This is a genomic window from Plastoroseomonas arctica (genome assembly GCF_018128965.1).
Taxonomy (GTDB): Bacteria; Pseudomonadota; Alphaproteobacteria; order Acetobacterales; family Acetobacteraceae; genus Plastoroseomonas; species Plastoroseomonas arctica.
Genome location: NZ_JAAEDH010000015.1, coordinates 53,295 through 74,098, shown reverse-complemented (window position 1 = coordinate 74,098; position 20,804 = coordinate 53,295). Strand labels below are relative to the sequence as shown.

At 68.4% G+C, this 20,804-nt stretch carries 24 protein-coding genes; 9 read left to right on the top strand and 15 right to left on the bottom strand.

Features of this window, described 5'->3' with window-relative positions:
• Positions 1-3: 3 nt before the first annotated feature.
• Complete coding sequence (locus tag GXW79_RS13820; RefSeq protein WP_211874989.1) at positions 4-918, top strand: SMP-30/gluconolactonase/LRE family protein; 915 nt, start codon at positions 4-6, stop codon at positions 916-918.
• On the opposite strand, the gene GXW79_RS13815 is transcribed toward GXW79_RS13820, so the two are convergent.
• On the bottom strand, positions 902-1,978 hold the full coding sequence (locus GXW79_RS13815; protein ID WP_211874988.1) for an SDR family oxidoreductase: 1,077 nt from the start codon (positions 1,976-1,978) through the stop codon (positions 902-904). The two genes, GXW79_RS13820 and GXW79_RS13815, sit on opposite strands and share 17 nt — an antisense overlap.
• 30 nt (positions 1,979-2,008) lie before the next feature.
• Complete coding sequence (locus tag GXW79_RS13810; RefSeq protein ID WP_211874987.1) at positions 2,009-2,434, bottom strand: DoxX family protein; 426 nt, start codon at positions 2,432-2,434, stop codon at positions 2,009-2,011.
• A gap of 271 nt (positions 2,435-2,705) precedes the next feature.
• Between GXW79_RS13810 and GXW79_RS13805 the strand changes: the two genes are divergently transcribed.
• The 5 genes from GXW79_RS13805 to GXW79_RS13785 are packed head-to-tail and all read left to right on the top strand — an operon-like array spanning position 2,706 to position 7,807.
• Positions 2,706-3,770 carry an ABC transporter substrate-binding protein gene (locus GXW79_RS13805; RefSeq protein ID WP_211874986.1) on the top strand — a complete coding sequence of 355 codons (1,065 nt, stop codon included), beginning with the start codon at positions 2,706-2,708 and terminating at the stop codon, positions 3,768-3,770.
• Between the two features lie 13 nt (positions 3,771-3,783).
• The gene (locus GXW79_RS13800) at positions 3,784-4,836 is read left to right on the top strand and encodes an ABC transporter ATP-binding protein (protein ID WP_211874985.1); all 1,053 of its coding nucleotides are present in this window, start codon (positions 3,784-3,786) and stop codon (positions 4,834-4,836) included.
• Positions 4,817-5,674, top strand: a complete 858-nt coding sequence (locus GXW79_RS13795; protein ID WP_246503990.1) for an ABC transporter permease — start codon at positions 4,817-4,819, stop codon at positions 5,672-5,674. The genes GXW79_RS13800 and GXW79_RS13795 overlap by 20 nt, the downstream gene beginning before the upstream one ends.
• Positions 5,661-6,473 (top strand): ABC transporter permease, encoded by an 813-nt coding sequence (locus GXW79_RS13790; protein WP_246503989.1) that lies wholly within the window; start codon positions 5,661-5,663, stop codon positions 6,471-6,473. Before GXW79_RS13795 ends, GXW79_RS13790 begins: the two co-directional genes overlap by 14 nt.
• A gap of 8 nt (positions 6,474-6,481) precedes the next feature.
• Positions 6,482-7,807 carry an NAD(P)/FAD-dependent oxidoreductase gene (locus GXW79_RS13785; RefSeq protein WP_211874983.1) on the top strand — a complete coding sequence of 442 codons (1,326 nt, stop codon included), beginning with the start codon at positions 6,482-6,484 and terminating at the stop codon, positions 7,805-7,807.
• A 32-nt stretch (positions 7,808-7,839) separates the two neighbouring features.
• Here the strand turns inward: GXW79_RS13785 and GXW79_RS13780 are convergent, their stop codons facing one another.
• Positions 7,840-9,567: an ABC transporter ATP-binding protein gene (locus GXW79_RS13780; RefSeq protein WP_211874982.1), complete on the bottom strand. Its 1,728-nt coding sequence runs from the start codon at positions 9,565-9,567 to the stop codon at positions 7,840-7,842.
• Between the two features lie 175 nt (positions 9,568-9,742).
• Here GXW79_RS13780 and GXW79_RS13775 point away from each other — a divergent pair, with 175 nt between their 5' ends.
• Positions 9,743-10,384, top strand: coding sequence for a glutathione S-transferase family protein (locus GXW79_RS13775; protein ID WP_211874981.1), 642 nt, complete (start codon positions 9,743-9,745; stop codon positions 10,382-10,384).
• A 102-nt stretch (positions 10,385-10,486) separates the two neighbouring features.
• Here the strand turns inward: GXW79_RS13775 and GXW79_RS13770 are convergent, their stop codons facing one another.
• Entirely contained in the window at positions 10,487-10,912 is a 426-nt protein-coding gene (locus GXW79_RS13770) for a hypothetical protein (RefSeq protein WP_211874980.1), read from the bottom strand.
• A 164-nt stretch (positions 10,913-11,076) separates the two neighbouring features.
• On the opposite strand from GXW79_RS13770, the gene GXW79_RS13765 reads away from it, so the two are divergent.
• Complete coding sequence (locus GXW79_RS13765) at positions 11,077-11,244, top strand: hypothetical protein (protein ID WP_211874979.1); 168 nt, start codon at positions 11,077-11,079, stop codon at positions 11,242-11,244.
• A 13-nt stretch (positions 11,245-11,257) separates the two neighbouring features.
• Here GXW79_RS13765 and GXW79_RS13760 read toward each other — a convergent pair whose 3' ends face one another.
• The 8 genes from GXW79_RS13760 to GXW79_RS13725 form a co-directional block, all read right to left on the bottom strand.
• The gene (locus GXW79_RS13760) at positions 11,258-12,244 is read right to left on the bottom strand and encodes a Bug family tripartite tricarboxylate transporter substrate binding protein (RefSeq protein WP_211874978.1); all 987 of its coding nucleotides are present in this window, start codon (positions 12,242-12,244) and stop codon (positions 11,258-11,260) included.
• 38 nt (positions 12,245-12,282) lie between these two features.
• Positions 12,283-12,933 (bottom strand): glutathione S-transferase family protein, encoded by a 651-nt coding sequence (locus GXW79_RS13755; protein ID WP_211874977.1) that lies wholly within the window; start codon positions 12,931-12,933, stop codon positions 12,283-12,285.
• Positions 12,934-13,091: 158 nt separating this feature from the next.
• The gene (locus GXW79_RS13750) at positions 13,092-13,328 is read right to left on the bottom strand and encodes a hypothetical protein (protein WP_211874976.1); all 237 of its coding nucleotides are present in this window, start codon (positions 13,326-13,328) and stop codon (positions 13,092-13,094) included.
• 127 nt (positions 13,329-13,455) lie between these two features.
• Positions 13,456-14,724, bottom strand: coding sequence for an ABC transporter substrate-binding protein (locus tag GXW79_RS13745; RefSeq protein WP_211874975.1), 1,269 nt, complete (start codon positions 14,722-14,724; stop codon positions 13,456-13,458).
• A 26-nt stretch (positions 14,725-14,750) separates the two neighbouring features.
• Positions 14,751-15,587, bottom strand: coding sequence for a carbohydrate ABC transporter permease (locus tag GXW79_RS13740; protein ID WP_211874974.1), 837 nt, complete (start codon positions 15,585-15,587; stop codon positions 14,751-14,753).
• The gene (locus tag GXW79_RS13735) at positions 15,584-16,501 is read right to left on the bottom strand and encodes a carbohydrate ABC transporter permease (RefSeq protein WP_211874973.1); all 918 of its coding nucleotides are present in this window, start codon (positions 16,499-16,501) and stop codon (positions 15,584-15,586) included. Before GXW79_RS13735 ends, GXW79_RS13740 begins: the two co-directional genes overlap by 4 nt.
• Positions 16,494-17,645, bottom strand: coding sequence for an ABC transporter ATP-binding protein (locus GXW79_RS13730; protein ID WP_211874972.1), 1,152 nt, complete (start codon positions 17,643-17,645; stop codon positions 16,494-16,496). Before GXW79_RS13730 ends, GXW79_RS13735 begins: the two co-directional genes overlap by 8 nt.
• The gene (locus GXW79_RS13725; protein ID WP_211874971.1) at positions 17,635-18,486 is read right to left on the bottom strand and encodes a metallophosphoesterase family protein; all 852 of its coding nucleotides are present in this window, start codon (positions 18,484-18,486) and stop codon (positions 17,635-17,637) included. Before GXW79_RS13725 ends, GXW79_RS13730 begins: the two co-directional genes overlap by 11 nt.
• Before the next feature lie 168 nt (positions 18,487-18,654).
• On the opposite strand from GXW79_RS13725, the gene GXW79_RS13720 reads away from it, so the two are divergent.
• The gene (locus tag GXW79_RS13720) at positions 18,655-18,993 is read left to right on the top strand and encodes a phage holin family protein (protein WP_211874970.1); all 339 of its coding nucleotides are present in this window, start codon (positions 18,655-18,657) and stop codon (positions 18,991-18,993) included.
• A 4-nt stretch (positions 18,994-18,997) separates the two neighbouring features.
• Here GXW79_RS13720 and bfr read toward each other — a convergent pair whose 3' ends face one another.
• The 3 genes from bfr to GXW79_RS13705 form a co-directional block, all read right to left on the bottom strand.
• Entirely contained in the window at positions 18,998-19,483 is a 486-nt protein-coding gene (bfr, locus tag GXW79_RS13715) for a bacterioferritin (protein ID WP_211874969.1), read from the bottom strand.
• 94 nt (positions 19,484-19,577) lie between these two features.
• The gene (locus tag GXW79_RS13710; RefSeq protein WP_367614908.1) at positions 19,578-19,775 is read right to left on the bottom strand and encodes a (2Fe-2S)-binding protein; all 198 of its coding nucleotides are present in this window, start codon (positions 19,773-19,775) and stop codon (positions 19,578-19,580) included.
• Positions 19,772-20,791, bottom strand: coding sequence for an extracellular solute-binding protein (locus GXW79_RS13705; RefSeq protein WP_211874968.1), 1,020 nt, complete (start codon positions 20,789-20,791; stop codon positions 19,772-19,774). The genes GXW79_RS13710 and GXW79_RS13705 overlap by 4 nt, the downstream gene beginning before the upstream one ends.
• Between the last annotated feature and the right edge of the window lie 13 nt (positions 20,792-20,804).

The window sequence follows — 20,804 nt, the reverse complement described above, 5'->3', positions numbered from 1 at the left end:
GCAATGAGCGAGATCCGCACGCTGGCCAGTGGGCTGGGCTTTCCCGAAGGACCCATCGCCATGAAGGATGGATCCGTCATCTTCGTGGAGTTGAATGGCGGGAAGATTTCCCGCGTCGATGCGCAGGGCGCCTACAGCGTGCTTGGCCCGACCGGGGGCGGGCCGAACGGCATCGCGCGCGGGCCGGACGGCATGCTCTACGTCTGCAACAATGGCGGCAGCCAGTACGAGCCGGGACACTTCGCCGGCCAGGGGCCATCGCATGACTATGTTGGCGGCTCGATCGAGCGCGTCGATCCCGTGTCCGGCGCCCGAACCACGCTCTATGCGGCCTGCGACGGGCACAAACTCGCCGCGCCCAACGACATCGTTTTCGACAAGGAGGGGGGCTTCTACTTCACCGACCTTGGCAAGCGCCGCAAGCGGGACCGCGACCATGGCGGGCTCTACTACGCCCTGCCCGACGGCTCCTCGATCAAGGAACTCGCCTATCCCATGCTCTCGCCCAACGGTATCGGTCTCTCGCCCGACGAGAAGACGCTCTATGTCGCGGATACCGAGACGGCGCGGCTCTGGGCTTTCGACGTCGCGTCACCGGGCGTGATCCGCAAGGCGGGGTTTCCCTCGCCGCATGGCGGCCGCTGCCTCGTGACCATGGGCGGGTTCTGCCGCTTCGACAGCCTCGCCGTGGAGGCTTCGGGCAACGTCGCCGTGACGACCATGCTGACCGGAGAGATCACGGTGATCTCCCCCGATGGACGCATCGTGCGGTCGGTGCCGATGCCGGACACGCATCCGACCAACATCTGTTTCGGCGGCCCGGACCTGCGGACCGCTTACATCACGCTGTCTCGCAAGGGAGAACTCGTCACCATGGCCTGGGCCGAGCCAGGCTTGCGGCTCAATTTCCAGGAGTAGCGAACGCACCGACCGGCGGCAGCACGCGGGCGGCGCGATACCCCTCGATCTGGCTGTCGAACATCGCCCAGCTGTCGACGAAGCCCGTGAAGCCAGCGTTCCGCATGGCCGTCATCGAGGCGATCACGTCGTAGTCCATGTTGAGGAAGAAATCCGCGAACTCCCATGATGCGACCTGGGACAGCGGCAGCGCGAGTCCGTGGCGTTGGCGCACACGCTCCCAGACCGGCTCCTTGTCCGCCATCAGCGCGCGCATCGCCATCGGGCGGGGCCGGCCGGGCGGCACATCGAAGCGCTGCGCGAGGAAGGGCCAGAGGTCGCACCAGCGGAAGGCGTCGCCATTCGTCAGGTTGAAGGCACGGTTGGCGCAGCCTGCTTCCTGGATCATCCACAGCACGCCCTGGGCGAGCAGCGCGGCGTCGGTGACCTCGTGCAATGCGGTCCATGCGCCTTCCTTGCCAGGGAAGTCGAAGGGCACGCGGAGCTCGCGACAGATCGCGGCATAAGCGCCAAGGGTCGAGGCGATGTTGCGGGCCCGCCCCGGCGCGACATCGAGGACGAAGTTCGGTCGGCTGGCGGTCCAGCTCCAGGATTTGCCGAGCTGGCGCGCGGCGACGAGGTCCTGCTGGTCGTAGTAGAAATTCGGCGGCATGTGGCGTGGGTCATCCTCCCGCGCCGGGGTGCGGAAGGGACCCAGATGCAGCCCGTACCACTTCCCACCATGGATCATGTGCAGATGCGCGAAGTGCGGCAGCGATGCCTCGGCCGCGTCGAGCAGGTTGCGCAGCATGGCGACGTTCGCCGCGACATCCTCGACCCCGGTCTCGCCATGCGGTGCGCGGGAGGCATAGACGATGTGCGTGACATCGCGCCGGGACGACAGCGCCTGGGCGAGGCTGGTGGCATCGGTCAGGTCGGCCTCCACCCAGTCGCCGGCGCGCTCGGGTCGGTTGCGCGACAGGCCGACGACGTTGAAGCCGTCGCTGGCCTGCGCCTGTTCGAGCACCCGTGTCGCCGCGGCACCGCTGGCGCCCGCGATGAGAAGCGTCGGCCTGTTCATGCCCTCATCCTTGCGCTCGCTGCCCGCCGGTCAAATCGCGGTGCGGCCGCCGGACGTGCCCTGGCCACGCGCCCCGTCAATGCTCCAGGCACCTGGCCCGGTGAAGACCAGCAGGAAGAAGACGAAGCAGTAGAGGATCGCGCCGTCGCCGCCATTCAGCACCGGGTACAGGTTCCGCGGCGCGTGGAACATCCAGTACGCGACGGCCATCTCCCCAGCGATAACGAATGCGACGGGACGCGTCAGCAGGCCCAGCAGGATGAGCAGCCCGCCACCGAGTTCCATGATCGCGCCGACCCAGAGGAGCGAGAAGGCCGGCGGCAACCCGGTTGCCGGTGGCGCCGGAAATCCGAACAGCTTCTGTGTGCCGTGTTCCATGAAGAGCACGGCGGCGACGATCCGCAGGGCGGCGAGCGCATAGGGTGAATATCGATCGAGCGCAGCTTGATAGGCCATGTCGGATGTTCTGCTTCTTGCCAGTGGTGAAGGGGCAACGGACCTCATGCGAGGCCGTGTTGCAAGGGCTCGTGCGGCGATCATCGGCGCGAGAGCGCCGATCGGCCAGCCCTGTCCGGCGCCCCACCTGCATCGGTGATGTCCCGACCGTCAGCTTCTGACGATGCGAGCAGAATGCCTGGTGCGCAATCCGTCGCGCCTGTGCAAGATCGCGTCGTCGCCCAACGGCGTCTGCACTGGCCAAAACGCGCCATAACGGGAGTGCCCATCGATGCCCGCACCGATCCATCGTCGCACCCTGCTGCTTGCCGCCCCCGCGATGGCGACCCTGGCCATGCCCGGCATCCTCCGCGCCCAGACCGTGCCGCCGAAGCCCGACCGCATCGTCGTGAACGCCTCCGGTGGCGCGATGAACAACATCTTCCGCCGCAGCTACTTCGCCGCCTTCGAACGCCGCCATGGCATCCGCGTCGTGGACACCTCGCCGGTCGATTTCGGCAAGCTCCGCGCGATGGTCGACAGCGGCAATCCGGAATGGACGGTGACCGAGATCGGCGGCCAGGACGCGATGCGCGCCAAGGAGCTGAACCTCCTCGAGCCGCTGGACCTGTCCGTCATCGATCGCTCCGAATACCCCGAGAACGCCCGCGACAGCCACGTGCTCGCCGCCTCGGCCTACACCACCGCGCTCGGCTATCGCACCGACGTGTTCCCGAACAACAGCCACCCCAAGGGCTGGGCGGAGTTCTGGGATGTGCGGCGGTTTCCCGGCCCGCGCTCGCTGCGCAACCACCCGGCAGACAATCTGGAATTCGCGCTGCTCGCGGACGGCGTGCCGATGGACCGGATCTACCCGATCGACATGGACCGCGCATTCCGCAAGCTCGACGAGATCCGGCCCCACATCACGGTGTGGTGGTCCACCGGGGCGCAGCCCGCGCAGTTGCTGACCGATCGCGAGGTGGTCCTCGCCTCCGGCTGGAACGGCCGCTTCTATGAGCTTACCCGGCGTGGCGCGCCGATCGCCACCGAATTCGCCGGCGGCTGCCTGAAATCCGGCTCCTTCGGCATTCCGCGCGGCACCCGCCAGACCTATTGGGGCCAGCGCTTCCTGCAGGTCATGACCGAGCCGGAGTTGCAGGCGGTGTACACGACCGAGCTGGGCTATCCCGGCCTGAACCGCCGCACCATCGACTTCGTGCCCGCGGAGCTGCACCCGCTGCTGTGCACCGCGCCCGGCAATGTCGAGCGGCAGTTCTGGCTCGACGTGCCCTGGTGGACGGCCAACGCGGCCGCCGCGCAGGAGCGCTGGAATCGTTGGATGCTGCGGCGCTGAGAGACGTTCGCGCGTGCGCCTGAGCGTCACGGGAATCGTCAAGCGCTTTGGCGCCGTCACCGCCCTGGCCGGCATCGACCTCACCGTCGAGGAAGGGGAGTTCCTGACCATCCTGGGCCCGTCGGGGTCGGGCAAGACGACGTTGCTGAAAGCCGTCGCGGGCTTCGAAGTGCCCGATGAGGGGCAGGTGCATCTCGGCGACCAGGACGTGACGCTGTCGGCGGCGCGGCATCGCAACGTGGGCATGGTGTTCCAGAACTACGCCCTGTTCCCGCACATGACGGTGGCCGAGAATATCGCCTTTCCCCTGGAGATGCGTCGGGTGTCGAAGCCCGAGATCACCAAGCGCGTCGGCGAGACCCTGGCGCTGGTAGAGCTCGAGACCTATGGCGCGCGGCTGCCGCGCCAGCTCTCGGGTGGGCAGCAGCAGCGCGTCGCGCTGGCGCGGGCCATCGTCTTCGGGCCGGCGTTGCTGCTTCTGGACGAGCCGTTCGGTGCGCTGGATCGCAAGCTGCGCGAATCCTTGCAGTTGGAGGTGCGTCGTCTCCAGCGTCGCCTGCGCCTGACAACGCTGTTCATCACCCATGACCAGGAGGAGGCGTTGATCATGTCCGATCGCATCGCCGTCATGGATCAGGGGCGCATTCAGCAGATCGGCACCCCGGCGGATGTCTATGACAAGCCGGTCTCGCGCTTTGTCGCGGATTTCATCGGCGAGTCCAACTTGATCGAGGGCACCGCCGCAAACGGCCAGGTCGTGCTGCCCGGCTTCGGCACGCTGGCGCATCCCGACGCGCCCGCATCGGGGCCGGTGACGCTGCTGCTGCGCCCCGAGGCGATGCGCGTCGGCGCGGAGGCGCGCGCCGCGCACTGCCAGGCGCAGTGCACCGTGCTGGAAGCGATCTTCCTCGGCCTTTCGATAAAGCTACGCCTGCGGCCGGAGCAGGGTCCCGACCTGTTGGCGCGACTGCCGCTGCGCCCGTCCGACCCGCCCCCAGCGGCCGAGGGTAGCTCCGTGCTGGTCGGCTTTTCGCCCGAGGATGTGCATGTCGTCCCCCGCGGCTGAGCGCGAGGGTCCAGCCCGCAAGCGGGAGCGGCATCTGCTGCTGCTCGGCCTGCCGGCCATCCTGCTGCTGCTTGGGCTGTTCGCCTGGCCGGTGCTGCGGCTTCTCGCGATGTCGGTGCAGGACGGCACCCTCACTCAGCTGGAACGGGCGGCGACGGACGAGCTCTATGTCGCCGTGCTGTTCGACAGCCTGCAGATTGCCGGGCTGGTGATGGTGATCTGCCTGCTGCTCGCCTATCCCGTCGCTCTGTGGCTGACGCGGGCCGGGCCGCTCGGGGTTGCGCTCGGGATGTTCGCGCTGCTGCTGCCGTTCTGGACCAGCGTGCTGGTGCGCACCTATGCCTGGATGGTGCTGCTCGGGCGCAACGGCGTGGTCAATCGCGCGCTTCGGGATTGGGGGCTGATCGAGCAACCGCTGCCGCTGCTGCACAATCTGGGCGGCGTGCTGATCGGCATGGTGCACGTGCTGCTGCCCTACATGGTGTTCCCGATCTACGCCGCGCTGCTGCGGATCGACCCCGACCTGTCGCGCGCCGCCGAGGGCCTGGGCGCTTCCCGCTGGAGTGCGTTCCGGCGCGTGGTGCTGCCCCTGTCCCTCGCCGGCGTCGGTGCAGGCTGCGCGCTGGTCTTCGTGCTCGCCTTGGGCTTCTTCATCACCCCGGCGCTGCTCGGCGGGGGCCGCGTCGTGATGATCTCCATGCTCATCGAGCAGCAGGTGCGGGAGTTGCTGGACTGGCCCTTCGCGGCGGCCCTGTCCGCGGTGCTGCTGACAGTCACACTCGCGGTCTATGCCGTGATCAACCGCGTCTCGAGGAGTGCGCGTCTTGCGACGCCGTGACCCGCGCGCCCGGGCCGGCGCCATCATCCTCACGGCCTTCGCGACGATGGTGTTCGTGTTCCTGATGCTGCCGGTGCTGGTGGTGTTCCCGATCTCCGTCTCCTCGGCCGCATATCTCCAATTCCCGCCGCCCGGCTTTTCCTGGCAATGGTATCAGCGCTTCCTCGACGATCCCTCGTGGATGGATGCAACCTGGCGCAGCGTGCAGGCGGCGAGCGTCTGCACCGTGCTGTCGATGGGCCTCGGCGTGCCGCTGACCTTCCTGCTGGTGCGCTCGCGCCGGCGCGGCATCTGGATGCTGGACCGGCTGGCGGCCGCACCCATCATCGTGCCGACCATCATCCTGTCGATCGCCATCTACGGCGTCTTCGCGCGGCTGCAACTGATCGGCGAATGGTACGGCGTGGCGATCGCGCACACCGTCCTCGCGCTGCCTTTCGTGGTGATCCTGGTCGGCGCCGGCCTGCGTGGCTTCGACGAGACGCAAGAACAGGCCGCCGCCGGGCTCGGGGCGTCCTGGGCCGTCGCGGTGTGGCGCATCACCCTGCCGCAACTGCGGCCTAGCCTGGTCTCCGCCGCCTTCCTCGCCTTCATCAGCTCCTTCGATGAGCTCGTCGTCGCGATGTTCCTCTCGGGCGCGTCGATGACGCTGCCCAAGAAGATGTTCGACAACATCATGATGGAAATCGACCCCACCATCGCCGCCGTGTCGGTGATGCAGATTCTGCTGGTCGGCGCCTGCCTCGGCCTCACCGCGCTATTCGGCCGCGGTGTTCTGGCGACCACGATGTCACGTTGAGGACTGCCATGGATCCCGCGATCTTCCATCCCGATTTCAAGTCTCGCCCCTATTGGTGGGACGCGATCGACATGAGCAACGACGCGCCCGCTGACCTGCCGGCGCGCGCCGATGTCGTCATCATCGGCGGCGGCCTCACCGGCCTGAACTGCGCCATCGAGCTCGGCCGCGGCGGCGCCCACGCCGTGGTGCTGGAGGCGGAGGCGCTGGGCTGCGGCGCCTCGACACGCAATGGCGGCGGCGTTTCGGGCGGCAACAGCATCGGCAAGGGCCTGTCCGGCGCCAAGGGCCGCTCCGCCGGCGGCGCGGACGCCATCATTGCGGCGATGATCGGCGATGCCGCCGAGAGCCTGACGCATATCGAATCCATCGTCGCGCGCGAGAACATCGCCTGCTTCTACGAGCGCACCGGCCGCTTCATCGGCGCGTTCACGCCCAAGCATTATGCCGGCATGTCCGGCCGCATCGCGATGCTCAATGATGTCGCCGAGGCCGATGCCCACATGGTCCCGCGCGATCAGCAGCGGGAGGAGATGGCATCGGACTACTACTACGGCGGCATGGTCATCAACCGCACCAGCAAGATTCACCCGGCGCTGTATCACCGCGGGCTGATGGATGCGGCGCGGCGGCATGGCGCCACCCTGCTCGGCCAAACCCGTGCCGGGGCGCTCACCAGGCTCGCCGACGGCTGGCGGGTCGAGACCAACCGCGGGCCGATCGAGGCGCGGGAAGTGGTGATCGCCACCAACGGCTACACCGGCGGGCTGACGCCGGACCTGAAGCGGCGGCTGATCCCGGTTGCGTCCCACATCATCGCGACGGAGGTCCTCGACCCGGCGCTCGCCGCCAGCCTGATCCCCAAGAAGCGAACACTCGCCGATAGCCGGCGCGTACTGTGCTACTACCGGATGTCGCCCGACGGCACGCGGGTGATCTTCGGCGGCCGCGCCCGCTTTACGCAGGTCTCACCGGAGGTGTCCGCACCCCTGCTGCATGCGATGATGCTGGACCGCTGGCCGCAGCTGAAGGGCGTGCGCGTCACCCACGCCTGGACGGGCAATGTCGCCTTTGCCTTCGACCATCTTCCGCATATGGGCCAGACCGAGAAGGGCCTGCACTACGCGCTGGGGTGCAACGGATCGGGCGTCGCCATCCTGTCCTATCTCGGCGCGGAGATCGGCAAGAAGATCCTCGGCAACGCCAACAAGGTGCCCGCCTTCGACGGGCGGAATTTTCCGACCCGGCCGTTCTACTCCGGCACGCCGTGGTTCCTGCCGGCGATCGGGACCTGGTACCGCTTCCGCGACTGGCTCGATCGTCGACTGGCGTAGCCGGCGCAGGGAGTCGCCACGGTCCCCAAGGCTCAGGCCGTCGGTGCCTCGGCGAATTGCGCATCGTGAAGGGCCCGGTAGGTACCCCGCGCGGCCAGCAGGTCGCCATGCGACCCCTGCTCGATGATGCCCTGGTCGGTGACCACGAGAATGCGGTCGGCATTGCGGATCGTCGCCAGGCGATGGGCGATGACCAGGGTCGTGCGGCCCTCTGCCAGCTCGGCAAGGGATTGCTGGATGGCCTGTTCGGTCGCGGTGTCGAGCGCCGAGGTCGCCTCGTCCAGGATCAGGATCGGCGGGTTCATCAGGAAGATGCGCGCGATGGCGAGGCGCTGCTTCTGCCCGCCCGAGAGCTTGACGCCGCGCTCCCCGATCAGCGTGTCCAGCCCGTTCGGCAGCTCCGCGATCACCGCCTCAAGCCGGGCGCGCGAAGCGGCGATCAGGATCTCCGCATCGGTCGCGCCGAGCCTGCCATAGGCGATGTTGTCGCGGATGGAACCGGCGAACAGGAACACGTCCTGCTGCACGATGCCGATCTGCCCGCGCAGGGAGGCGAGCGTGACGTCGCGGATGTCGATCCCGTCGATGGTGATGCGGCCCGCCTGCACGTCGTAGAAGCGCGGCAGCAGCGCGCACAGCGTCGTCTTTCCGGCCCCCGACGGCCCCACCAGCGCGACCGTCTGCCCGGCCGGCACGATCAGGTCGATGTCGCGCAGCACCTGGCGCTCCGGCGTGTAGCCGAAGCTCACGCCCTCGAAGCGCAGGTCGCCGCGGAAGGGCTTCGCGACCACGGCACCGGGCCGGTCCGCGATGTCGGGCACCTCGCCGATCAGCGTGAGGTAGCTGCGGAAGCCGGCGATGCCGCGCGGATAGGTCTCGATGACGGCGTTGATCTTCTCCAGCGGCCGGTAGAACACGCCGACCAGCAGCAGAAACGCCACGAAATCGCCGGTCGAGAGCCCGCCCCGCACGATCAGCCAGGCGCCGGCCAGCATGACGATCAGCTGCATGAGGCGCATGCCGAGGTAGTTCAGCGTCATGCTCGCCGCCATGATGCGATAGGCGTCGAGCTTCGTCGTGCGATATTTCTCGTTGTCCGCCGCGAAGAGCCGTTTCTCATGCGCCTCGTTGGCGAAGGCCTTCACCACGCGAATGCCGCCGACCGCTTCCTCAATGCGCGCATTGAAGGCGCCGACGCCGCGGAACTGCGCCTGCCAGTTCTGCGTCATCCGGCCGCCGTAATGGGCCACGATCCAGCCGATGCACGGCACGATGATCGCGGTCAGCATGGCCAGCGGCGGGCTCACAACCACCATCAGCGCGAAGGCGCCGAGGAAGGTGAGCACCGCGATCAGCAGGTCCTCCGGCCCGTGATGCGCGACCTCGCCGATATCCTCCAGGTTCTTGGTGACGCGGCCGACCAGATGGCCGGTTTTCTCATTGTCGTAGAAGCGGTGCGAGAGACGCATCAGATGGTCGAAGGCCTGGCGCCGCAGCTCCGTCTCGATCGCGATGCCGAGCACGTGGCCCCAATACGTCACCACCGCCATCAGCGCGCCGTTGAGCAGATAGACGCTCAGCAGGCCGAGCACGGCCAGCGTGATGAGCTGCATGTCCTGCTGCGGCAGCAGGTGGTCGATGAAGCCCCTGACGGCCATGGGAAAGCCGAGCTCGAGCATGCCCGACAGCGCGGCGCAGCCGAAGTCGAGCCAGACCAGGCGCATATGGGGCCGATAGAATTGGGCGAATTGTCTCAGCATGCGGTGCCTTACCTCAGGGCATCAGCGTATCGGCGTTGCGGCACGTCGGGTAGGTCGCCAAGCGATCCCCTGCCATGTCGTTACCTGGCTCATCGGCGGGTCACGAAGTGCCACGCCGCGCCTGATGCGGCCGTGCTAAAATCGGGGCTGGAACCAGGCCGGAGGAGGCGCCGCCATGTTGACCGTCCACCATCTCGGCCGATCGCAATCCGAGCGGATCGTCTGGCTCTGCGAGGAACTCGGGATCGACTACGCGCTCAAGCATTACACCCGCGACCCGGTGACGATGCTCTCGCCGCCCGATCTCAAGGCGCTCCACCCGATCGGCTCCGCGCCTGTCATCACCGAAGGCGATCTGGTCTTGGCGGAATCGGGCGCGATCATCGACTACATCGTCGCCAAGCATGGCAGTGGCCGGCTGACCCTGGGGCCGGAGAATCCCGATTTCGCCGCCTACCTGTACTGGCTGCATTTCGCGAATGGATCGCTGCAGCCCTCGATGGGCCGCAACATGATCCTGCGTCGCCTCGAGCTCGGCGACACCCACCCGATGGTCCAGGCGATGCGCGAACGCCTGGGGCGCACTCTGGGGCTGATCGAGGCGCGGCTCGGAGCAGTCGCGTACCTGGCGGGCACGCAGTTCACCATCGCCGACATCATGACCGTGTTCAGCCTGACCACGATGCGCTTCTTCATGCCGGTCGACCTGGCGCCCTATCCGAACATCCTGGCCTACATCCAGCGCATGGCCGCCCGCCCGGCCTACCAGCGCGCCATGGCGAAGGGCGATCCCGGCATGGCGCTGCTGCTGACCTGAGAGGGTCGCGACCCCCAGGCTCTTGCCATCCGCCGAAGGAACACGCGCCCATCAGGCCCAAGCCGCGCCGGGAGCGGGACCTGGACCTGCCCTGCCGGGTCACTAAGGCCGCGGCGTCGAACCCGTCTTGTCGCCCGACCTCGAGGGCGGGCGCCAGCTCCGCAACTCTCGAAACACCGTGCGGATTTCGGCGGCAAGGCTGGCGGGCGGTTCCAGCGACCACGCGATCGCACGCGAACCGCGCCGCAGTGAACAGGTGATGTTGCCCGGCGCGTGCAGCCGCAAGGTGTCGAAGGCCGCGCGGTCGAGTGCCGCGTTCCAGGCGGCGACGGCGGCCGCATCGCGTCCGAGCTCGGTCTCGATCGATGGCTTCAGGCGGTCGCGCCGCAACTGCACGATGCGCCCGTCACGCTCCGCGCGCATGCCGCCGCCACCGCCCGTGACGCCACCGGCGCAGAAGGCGGTGATCGCCTGAGACCAGGCCGGGCTGGAGACGCAGAGGAGGATCAGGACAGCGCGCAGCAGCATCATCGCGCCAGGAAAGCGCCGCCAAGCACGGCGTCGATGGAGCGAAGCGGCGCGACATACGCGACCATCCGCGCGGCCCGGCGCGATCATCCCGCGACCGGCGAGGCGCATAAAGCCTCCATCAGCAAGCCACCGCCGCTCGCGGCACCACAAGGACACCGACCATGCGCCAGATCGCCATCGCCGCCGTCGCCCTGCTCCTCCTCGCCGCCGCGGCACCCGCCCAGGCCGGCATCCGCACCGACAATGGCAGCCTGCAGAGCCCGGACGCCATCACCATCATCCAGACCCAGGTCGGCCAGGCCGCGCCCGCCGTTACCCGCGAGGGCTGAGCCACCCGCGCCCCTATTCCGGACGGATGCCGACCGCCTGCGCGACGCGTCGCCAGCGCGGCAGCTCCTCGCGGATGCGCGCGGCGAGGCCGGCCGCATCCAGCGCGAGGGTTTCGGAACCCTGGGATTGCAGGCGCTCGCGCATCTCCGGTTGGCGCTGCAGCGCCACGACATCACTTTCGATGCGCCGGGCCAGTGCCGCGGGCAGGCCGGCGGGGCCCACCAACCCGTACCAGACCGAGGTGTCGGGCAGGTCGTAGCCGGCCTCGGTGAAGGTCGGGATCTCCGGCAGATCCACGTTGCGCCCGGGGCCTGCGACCGCGAGCGCCCGAAGCTGGCCGGCGCGGATGGCGCCCAGCACGGTGCCCAGCGTGTTGAAGGTCAGCGGCACCGTGCCGGAGATCGCATCCTGGGTCGCCGGCGCCGCGCCGCGATAAGGCACGTGCGACAGTTCGATCCCGGCCGTCATGTTGAGCAGCGCGCCGCCGTAATGCCCGTTGCTGCCGATGCCGCTCGTCGAATAGGCGATCGTGCCCGGCGCCGCCTTCGCGGCTGTGACAAAGTCGCCCAGCGTGCGCCAGGGCATGGCGGCGTTGCAGGCCAGTACGTTGGGGGAGATCGCGATGCCGCCCAGCGCGGTGAAGCTGCGCTCCACATCATAGGGCAGCGAGACGAACATCGGCGGGTTGGAGACGAGGGACAGCGTGGCGAAGAACAGCGTGTAGCCATCGGGTGCGGCGCGCGCGACCGCGTCGGTCGCGATGGTGCCGCCGGCGCCGGAGCGATTGTCCACGACCACCGTCTGTCCCCAGGCGGCACCCAGGCCCTGCGCTGTGAAGCGGGCGATGATGTCGGTGAGACCGCCGGGGGGAAAGCCACAGATCAGGCGGATCGGCCGGCGCGGCCAGTCCGATTGCTGCGACGCGGAGGGACGCGGCGCTGCCATCAGGGAAGCGGCGAGTGCGCCGAGCGCGCGTCGCGGCAATCGATGATCCTGCATGCTTCTTGCCTCCCCCCATTCGACCTACGGCATGATGTTCAGGGCACCGCGGCGTCCGCCGGATCGATCTCACGATCGTTCTTCGGCACCAGGTCGTAAGGGTAGGCATAGCCCGGCATTGCCTGGATGCGGCGCGACCAGGCGGCGACGTTGGGCCAGTTTTCGATCTCCAGCCCGCCCTCGGCCATGAACACCATGCGGCCCCAGCACCCGATATCGGCGATGGTCGGCGCGTCGCCGACGAGCCATTCACGGCCCTCCAGCGCCTTGTTGACGAAGTCGAGGGCATCGGTCGCCAGCGGGCGGAAGTAATCCATCACGGCCGGGTCCACCGAGCGGAAACGGCTGTAGTGCCGAACCTTGGCGATGTTGCTGATCCGGTCCGCCTCCCAGTCCAGCCATTCGCGCGCGGCCCAGCGATCCTGCTCGGTCCTGCCTTCAAAATGGCCGGTCGTGCTGGCGAGATAGCTGAGGCAGACATTGGACTGGACGATCGTGAGCCCGCGGTGCTGCACGGCCGGGACCTTCCCGTAGCGATTGACCGCCTGGTACTCGGGCGTGTTCTGCGCACCCGTCTTCAGGTTGACCGTTCGGAAGGAAAACGGCACCCGCGCGAGCGTCAGGTACAGCATGACCTTGAAACTGGAGCTGGAGGTGAAGCTGCCGAACAATGTGATGCGTTCATTCATGACGCCTCTTACCCCCTTGCATGCAACCGAAGCCGCGTCATGAGGACGAAAGCCGGGTCGCACGGATCTCACGCCTGCCGAGCAGCCGATGGCCGGCTCGGCAGCGTAAAACCACGCGGCGGTCGGGCCAAGCCCGCCGCGCCGTTGTGCCGAGACGTCTAGAGCTGGCTCGGGTCCACCATCACCCGCGCCGGCATCTCGGCTTCGCTCTTCAGCATCAGCAGGATGCCCAGGACCGCGCCGACGAGCGCCACCCAGTTGCCGAGACCCTGGCCGCGCGGCATCTGCGTGTCGAGCAGCCCGATCGCCAGCATCAGGGCGGAGGTGATGCCGATCCAGAGCCAGAGATTGCTGGTCACGTGCTTGGTGGACGCATTGTACAGGCGCATCGGCATGGCGGGTTTTCATTTCTTGGAATGTGGAATCCATCACGCTGCGCAGGTCGCCCCGCGCAACGCCAGCACATTCATGTATCACCCCGACACACGGGCGCGCCGGACGGACGTCCGGCGCGCGCCGGCCTCAGCGCGGCAGCAGCCGCCGCACGCCAGTGGCCATCTCCGCCAGCGCCACGTCGGGCGTCGCATTGCCTTCGACCACGCGGGCGATGTTGTTGACGATGGTCTCGGTGATACGCACGCCATTGGTGCCGGGAAAGGCGTACCAGGGCTGCGCGATCGGCATCTGCTGCATCGCCGGCGCGTAGAGCGGGTTCTCCCGGTAGAAGCCGCCGAGGTAGCGCTCATCCGACGCCGCGACGGTGTTGCAGGGCACGTAGCCGGTCCCGCGCGTCATGATCTCCTGCCCGCGCGGGCCGGTCGCGAAGGTGAGGTATTTCCAAGCCGCGGCGTGGCGCGCCGCTTCCCGCGTCAGGATCACGCCCGCATTGCCGCCGGTGGGCAGGCGGCCCTTCTCGGCATCGATCACCGGCATCTTCGCCGTACGGAGCTCCACATCGCGCCCGATCGAACGCAGCATCGACCCGATATAGGCCGTGGTGCCGGAGAAGATGCCCATCTTGCCGGCGTAGAAGGCCTGCAGCGCGGCATCGACGGTGAAGGCCGGCATCCGCCCTTCCTTCACCATGCGGTCGATCAGCACCATCGAGGCACGGCCTTCGGCGCCGTTGAATGCGACCTCGCGCTCATCCTCGGTGAGCATGCGGCCGCCATGGCCGTAGAGCAGCGCAGAGAACATCCAGTCATCGCCGGCCCAGCGGTAGTGCATCGAGGAATTGCCATCGCCCAGGGCCGCGATCCGTCCCGCGAGGCCCAGCAGCGTGTTCCAGTCGGTGGGCAGGTTTTCCACGTCGCCGCCGGCGCGGCGGACCAGGTTCAGATTGTAGTAGACGACCGGGTTGGACGACGCGAAGGCCATCCCCGCCTGCGTGCCCTGCGCATGGCCGAGGCCGAGCAGGTTGGGTGTCCAGCCCTTGGCCGCGAGGTCGCCCTCCGCGGCGAGGAACGGCGCGAGGTCCACCGGGAGGCGTCGCTCCACCAGCATGCGCAGGCGGTTGAGGCCCTGGAAGCTCACATCGGGAAGGCCGCCGGCGACACCCTGGCGCAGCACCTGCTGCACGGCGTCCTCGTAGCTCGGCGAGGGTGCCAGGTGGCGCACGGTGATGCCCGGATTGGCCGCCTGGAACTCCTCGGCGATCTTCTCCATCACATCCTTGAAGAAGGCCGGCATGGGGTAGTGGACCACCACCTCGGCCGCCTGCGCGCGGGCGATGGCGGGCATGGCAAGGGCGAGAGGCGCGGCAAGGGCTGCGCGACGAGACAGCAAGTTCATGGTGTTCTCCATCATGGGGGTGGGCATCAGCCCTTGAGACCCGCGGTGGCGATGCCGCGGATGAAGTGGCGCTGGGCGAGCAGGAACAGGGCGATCATCGGCGCGGTGACCAGCACGGCCGCGGCCATCAGCGCGCCCACGTCGTTGCCGGCCTCCTCGGCGCGGAAGAACAACACGCCGAGCGCCGGCGTCGCCATCTGCGGCGACTGCACGATGATCAGCGGCCAGAACAGGTCGTTCCAATGCGCCACGATCGAGAAGGTGGCGAAGGCCGTCGCCGCTGGCCAGGCATTCGGCATCACCACGCGCCAGACGATGGAGAACTCGCCCATGCCGTCGATGCGCGCGGCCTGCATCAGCTCGTCGGGCAGCGCGCGGAAGGCCTGGCGGAACAGGAAGATGCCGAACACCGAGATGGAGAAGGGCACCACCAGCGCGGTAAAGCTGTCGAGCAGGCCGAGCCGAGCCGCACCGACATAAAGCGGCAGCGCCGGCACATGATACGGGATCAGCAGTCCGAGCATCACCAGCCCAAAGGCCCATTCCCGCCCACGCCAGCGGAGTTTTGCAAGTGCATAGGCCGCGGGGACCGCAAAGGCGATCTGGAACACCAGGATCAGCGAACACACCAGCACGCCGTTCAGCAGGAAGCGCGCGAGCGGCACGGCGGTCAGCGCCTTGGTGTAGTTCTCGACCGCATAGAAGGTCTCGGGCCATAGGGTGAGGCTGTCGCGGAACACCTCGCTGCCCGGCTTGAGCGAGGCGAAGAACATCCACACGTAGGGCGCCAGCATGATGCAGGCGCCGAGGCTGAGCAGCGCCAGGCGAGGGGTGTCTTCGACGAGTGTTCGCGCGGTCCTCATCCGTAATGCACCTGACGGTCCAGCAGGCGCGTCTGCACCAGCATCAACGCCAGCACGATCACCAGGAACACCACGGTGATCGCCGCCGAATAGCCGATGCGGAAATACGAGAAACCCTCCCGGTACATCATGTGCAGCAGCACCTCGGAGGCGTTGTTGGGACCGCCGCGCGTGAGTGCGGCCACCGTGTCGAACACGCGCAGGCACCGGATCGCGGTGATGGTCACGACGAACAGCGTCGTCGGCCCGAGCAGCGGCCATGTCACCAGGCGGAACCGGTCCAGCCCCGATCGGGCGCCATCGGTCTCGGCCGCCGCGTAGAGGTCCGCGGGGATTGCGGTGAGCCCGGCGAGGAACAGAACGACCACGAAGCCCAGGTTCTCCCAGACCCCGATCATACACAGCGAGACCATCACCCAGTCCGACGAGCCCAGCCAGTTGACCGGCGCGATGCCGACCATCGCGAGCAGCTTGTTCACCGGCCCGATGGTCGGGTGCAGCAGGTACTGCCAGGCCGTCGCCATAGCGACGAGCAGCGAGACGACGGGCAGGAAATACACCGCGCGGAAGAAGGCCCGCAGGCGGGTACCGGATTCGATCAGCAGCGCGACGCCCAGGCCCAACCCGATGGAAGCCGGCATCACCACGCGGACATAGACCAGCGTGTTCGACAGTGCCGCGCGGAACACGGGGTCCGTTGCCAGCTCGGCGTAGTTCTCGAAGCCGATCCAGGCCAGCGTCGGTGCGCCAAGTTCCCAATCGCTGAAGGACAGCGCCAGCAGCGCGGCACTCGGCCCGAGCAGCAGCAGGAACAGCGCGATGCCGGCGGGGGCAACGAGGAACCAGGCCGCGCTCGCCTCGCCGAGGACGGCAGTGGCGCGGCGCGGCGCCGACAGGGCCAGCGCCTCAGGCATCGATGCGCGCCGCCTGGTGCAACGCGAGGCGCTTGCCATCCGCGCCGAACACCAGCGCGCGTTCCCAATCGGCACCGAGCCGGACCGCGTCGCCGCGGGAAAGCCCCTCGCCAGCCGCGACCGGCAGCCGCGCGACGATGCGCGCCTCGGGCGCCTCCAGCCGCGCATGCAGCAAAGTCTCTGCGCCGAGATATTCCAGATGCTCGACCCGGCAGGCGAGGCCGAGTGGCGCAACGCGGATCGCCTCGGGACGCAGCCCGATCGTCACCGCCGAACCCGGTGCCGCAGCGGCGCGAAGCGGGAGCGCCAGGGTGCCGAGCGACACGCCGTTCTCCGTCGCGATGCCCGGCAGCGCGTTGATGCGCGGGCTGCCCAGGAAACCGGCCACGCGGATGTCGCAGGGGTCGTCATAGACCTCGCGCGGGGTGCCGAGCTGCAGCACCTCGCCTTCCATCATCACCGCCACGCGGTCGGCCATGGTCATCGCCTCGACCTGGTCATGGGTGACGTAGATCGTTGTCACGCCGGCGCGGCGATGCAGGTCGACAATCTCCTGCCGCGTGCCCGCGCGTAGCTCGGCGTCGAGATTGGACAGCGGCTCATCCATCAGGAACGCCGCCGGCTCGCGCACAAGAGCGCGTCCGAGCGCGACCCGCTGCCGCTGCCCGCCCGAAAGTTGCCCCGGGCGGCGATCCAGCAGGTGGGCGATGCGCAGCATCGCCGCCGCCTCGCCGACCCGCGCAGCGATCGCGCGCCGTCGTGCGGCATTGCCGGGAACCAGGCGATGGACAAGCGGCAACCGCTCCAGCGCCGATAGCCGCCGCATCGCCAGCGGCACGGCGAGGTTCTGCGCCACCGTCAGATGCGGGTAGAGCGCGTAGTTCTGGAACACCATGGCGATGTCCCGATCCGCCGGTCGCGCCCGCGTCACATCGCGCCCGCCGATCACCACGCGCCCGGCATCGGCACTCTCCAGCCCCGCGACGATGCGCAGCAGCGTGGTCTTGCCGCACCCCGAGGGGCCGACGAGGGCCATGAACTCGCCCTGCCGCAGCGTCAGGCTCACGCCCTTCAGCACCCGCGTCGCGCCGAACGCCTTCTCAACGCCCTCGATGAGGATGGCGCGTCCGCCCTCAGCCCGCATCGGGGGCGGCCGCCAGCAGCGCGGAGTCCGGATAGGCCTCGGCGCGGACGTCGTGGATGAAGGGCTGCTCCATCCCGTCCGGACACACCAGCTCCGTCGTGACGGCGTCCGCACCGAAGCGGTGCAGCAGGTAGCCGCAGGGGCGCGCGCCCGGCAGCCCCGGTTGCTCATCCTCGGCCACGACGAAGGACACCGCCGGCGCCCAGGCGAGGCGCACCCCGCCGCGCGTCGCCTCATGGTGCAGGTGAAGATGCCCCGAGGCCACCAGCCGCAACGCCGGATGCGCCAGCAAGGGCAGGAAGGGCGCGCGCGCGAAGGGCGGCACCGACCAGTAGTCGAACAGCGGATCCTCCGGCGTGGTCGTGAAGATCGGCTTGTGCAGGAATACGGCGAGGCGCCGCTCGCCCAGCGTCGCCAGCGCTTCTGCAATGAACCCCGCCTGCGCCGCCTCCTCTGGATGCCCGGTGCCGGCGACCTGCGAATTCAACCCCAGCAGCCGCCAACCCTCCCGGTCGGCCATCCACCGCGCCGGGCCGAAATGCCGCTCGAACCGCTCCAGCCGCTCGGTTGAAAACGGCTGGCGCGGTGCGCGGTCCGGGTGGTCGCCGACATCATGGTTGCCCGGCACGGCGAGGACCGGCCGCGGCAGCCGTGCGAAGCTGCGCGCGGCGTATTCGAGATCCGCCTCGCGGTCCGCGCCATCGAGCGAGACATCGCCGGTGGCCACGATCACGTCCGGCACGCGTGCCACCATTTGCCCGGCGACCCGGGCGAAATTGGCCCGGAACAGAGGCGTATGGGCGCCCAGATGGGTGTCGGAGATCTGCGCGAGGGTGAACATGCCTCGCGTGCTAGGCGGTTTAGGTTGCACTCATGTGACGGGACGATGAGGGTTCCGCTGCGCCAGACCGCCCCGCGAAAAACCTCCCCCGTTGAAACCTCCGTGATCAGCGGCCGTTACCAGGGCGCAGCGACAAAGGCTGTGATCCCTTCCGCTCGGAGACGCTCTATGGGCTACATCGTCACGCTTCTCATCACGGCCTTCGCCTTCTGGTGCGCCGACCAGCTCATCGCCGGGATCAGCTTCTCCTCGACGCTGACGCTGGTGATCGCGGCCGCGGTGTTCGGGCTGGTCAATGCGATCATCCGGCCCGTCGCGGTCGCGCTGTCGCTGCCGCTCACCATCATCACGCTGGGCCTGTTCATCCTGGTGGTGAATGCGGCGATGTTCGCGCTGACCGCGGCGGTGATCCCGGGGATGGTGGTCGCGAGCTTCGGCGCCGCCTTCATGGGCGCCATCATCGTCTCCGTCGTCTCCTGGGCGACCGGCCGGCTGGTCGGCGCCTGAGCCGCTACTCGTATTCGTTGGCAGGGCCGCTGTTGAGCAGCGTGTAGCGCTCTATCCCGATCTGGCGGATCAGCTCGAACTGCGCGTCGAGGAAGTCTTCATGCTCTTCCTCGGCGGTTAGGATCTTGGCGAGCAGGTCGCGTGATGCGTAGTCGCGCACCGTCTCGCAATAGGCGATGCCCTCGCGCAGGTCGACCAGCGCCTTCTCCTCGAGCTTGAGGTCGCATTCCAGGATTTCCTGGACGTTCTGGCCCACCATGACGTTGTTCAGCCGCTGCACGTTGGGCAGCCCGCCGAGGAACAGGATGCGCTCGATGAGCCAGTCCGCATGGACCATCTCCTCGATCGATTCCTTGTATTCCTTCTTGCCCAGCAGCGTCACACCCCAGTGCCGCAGCGTGCGTGCGTGCAGAAAATACTGGTTGATCGCGGTCAGCTCGTTGGTGAGCTGGATGTTGAGGTGTTCGATGACCTTGGGGTCGCGCGGCATGGAAAGATCCTGATTGAAGAGAGGCAACGCTACCGGGCTGCGTGCCCGTCGGCCAGGGCAAGCGAGGGCGTTCGACCGCCCCCGGGATACCGGATTACCGCTGAACGGCCGGCTGGCCGGAGGCCAGGTCCTTGATGATCCCCAGGATCAGCCGGACGCAGCTGCCGCACTGCGCCTTGCACTGGCACGCGGCATAGACTTCGCCGGGGCGCGCGGCGCCGCCCTCGACCGCCTGGCCGACGACGCGGTCGGTCAGACCATTGCACAGGCAGATGTACACGGCCTCGCTCACCGCCAGCCGGCGCGCTGCATGATCTGCAGCGCTTGCGCCGAGAGCGCACCCTGCACCTGGGCGCCGCGATCATCGGCGCGGAAGCTGCCGAAGGCGGCGAGTGCCGGGTGGGGTTCCACGTCGGGGGCCACGGGGTATTCGAAATTCCCGTTGGTGAACAATTCCTGCGCCGGGCGGCTGACCAGGTATTCGAGGAAGGCACGCCCGGCCTCGCGGTGCTGGCCGGACTTCACCACGCCCGCGCCACAGACGCTGACATGCGCTCCACGATCGGCCTGGTTGGGGAACAGCACGCCGAGCTTGTCGTAGACCGCCTGCTCGGATGCGATGCCCGAGGCGCCATAGCGCGCGAGGTAATAGGTGTTGGCGATCGCGATGCTGCCCTGCCCGGCCGCCACCGCTTCGAATTGCGGGCGGTCGCCGCCCTGCGGTGGGCGGGCGAGGTTGGCGGCCACGCCGCGCGCCCAGGCCTCGGCGGCCTCCGTGCCATTGGCCGCGATGATGCCGCTCATCAGCGAGGTGTTGTAGGGGTGCGCCGCGGCGCGCACCAGGATCTGGCCGCGATAGTCGGGCTTGGCGAGGTCCTCGTAACGCGCGAGGCCCGCCGGCACGCCGCGCCGCTTGTCGTACATCAGCACCCGCGCGCGGCGCGAGACGGCGAACCACTCGCCCCCCGGCGCCCGCAGCCCGGCCGGCACCCGCGCGGCGAGCACCGCGCTCTCCGTCGGCGCCAGCACGCCGGCATCCACCGCGCGCTGCAGCGGCGCCGCATCGACGGCCATCAGCACGTCGGCGGGGCTATTGGCACCTTCGGCCTGGATGCGCGCCAGCAGCTGGTCCGCGTCACCCTCGATCAGCCGCACGCGGTTGCCCGTCGCGGCCGTGAACCCCTCATAGAGCACCCGGTCGGTGTCGTAGTGCCGCGAGGAATACAGGTTCAGCACCCTCTCCTGCGCTCGCACCACCGCGGGGGCGGCGAGCAGGACGGGTGCGGCAAGCAGCAGGCGACGGCGCATGGGGAACCCTTTC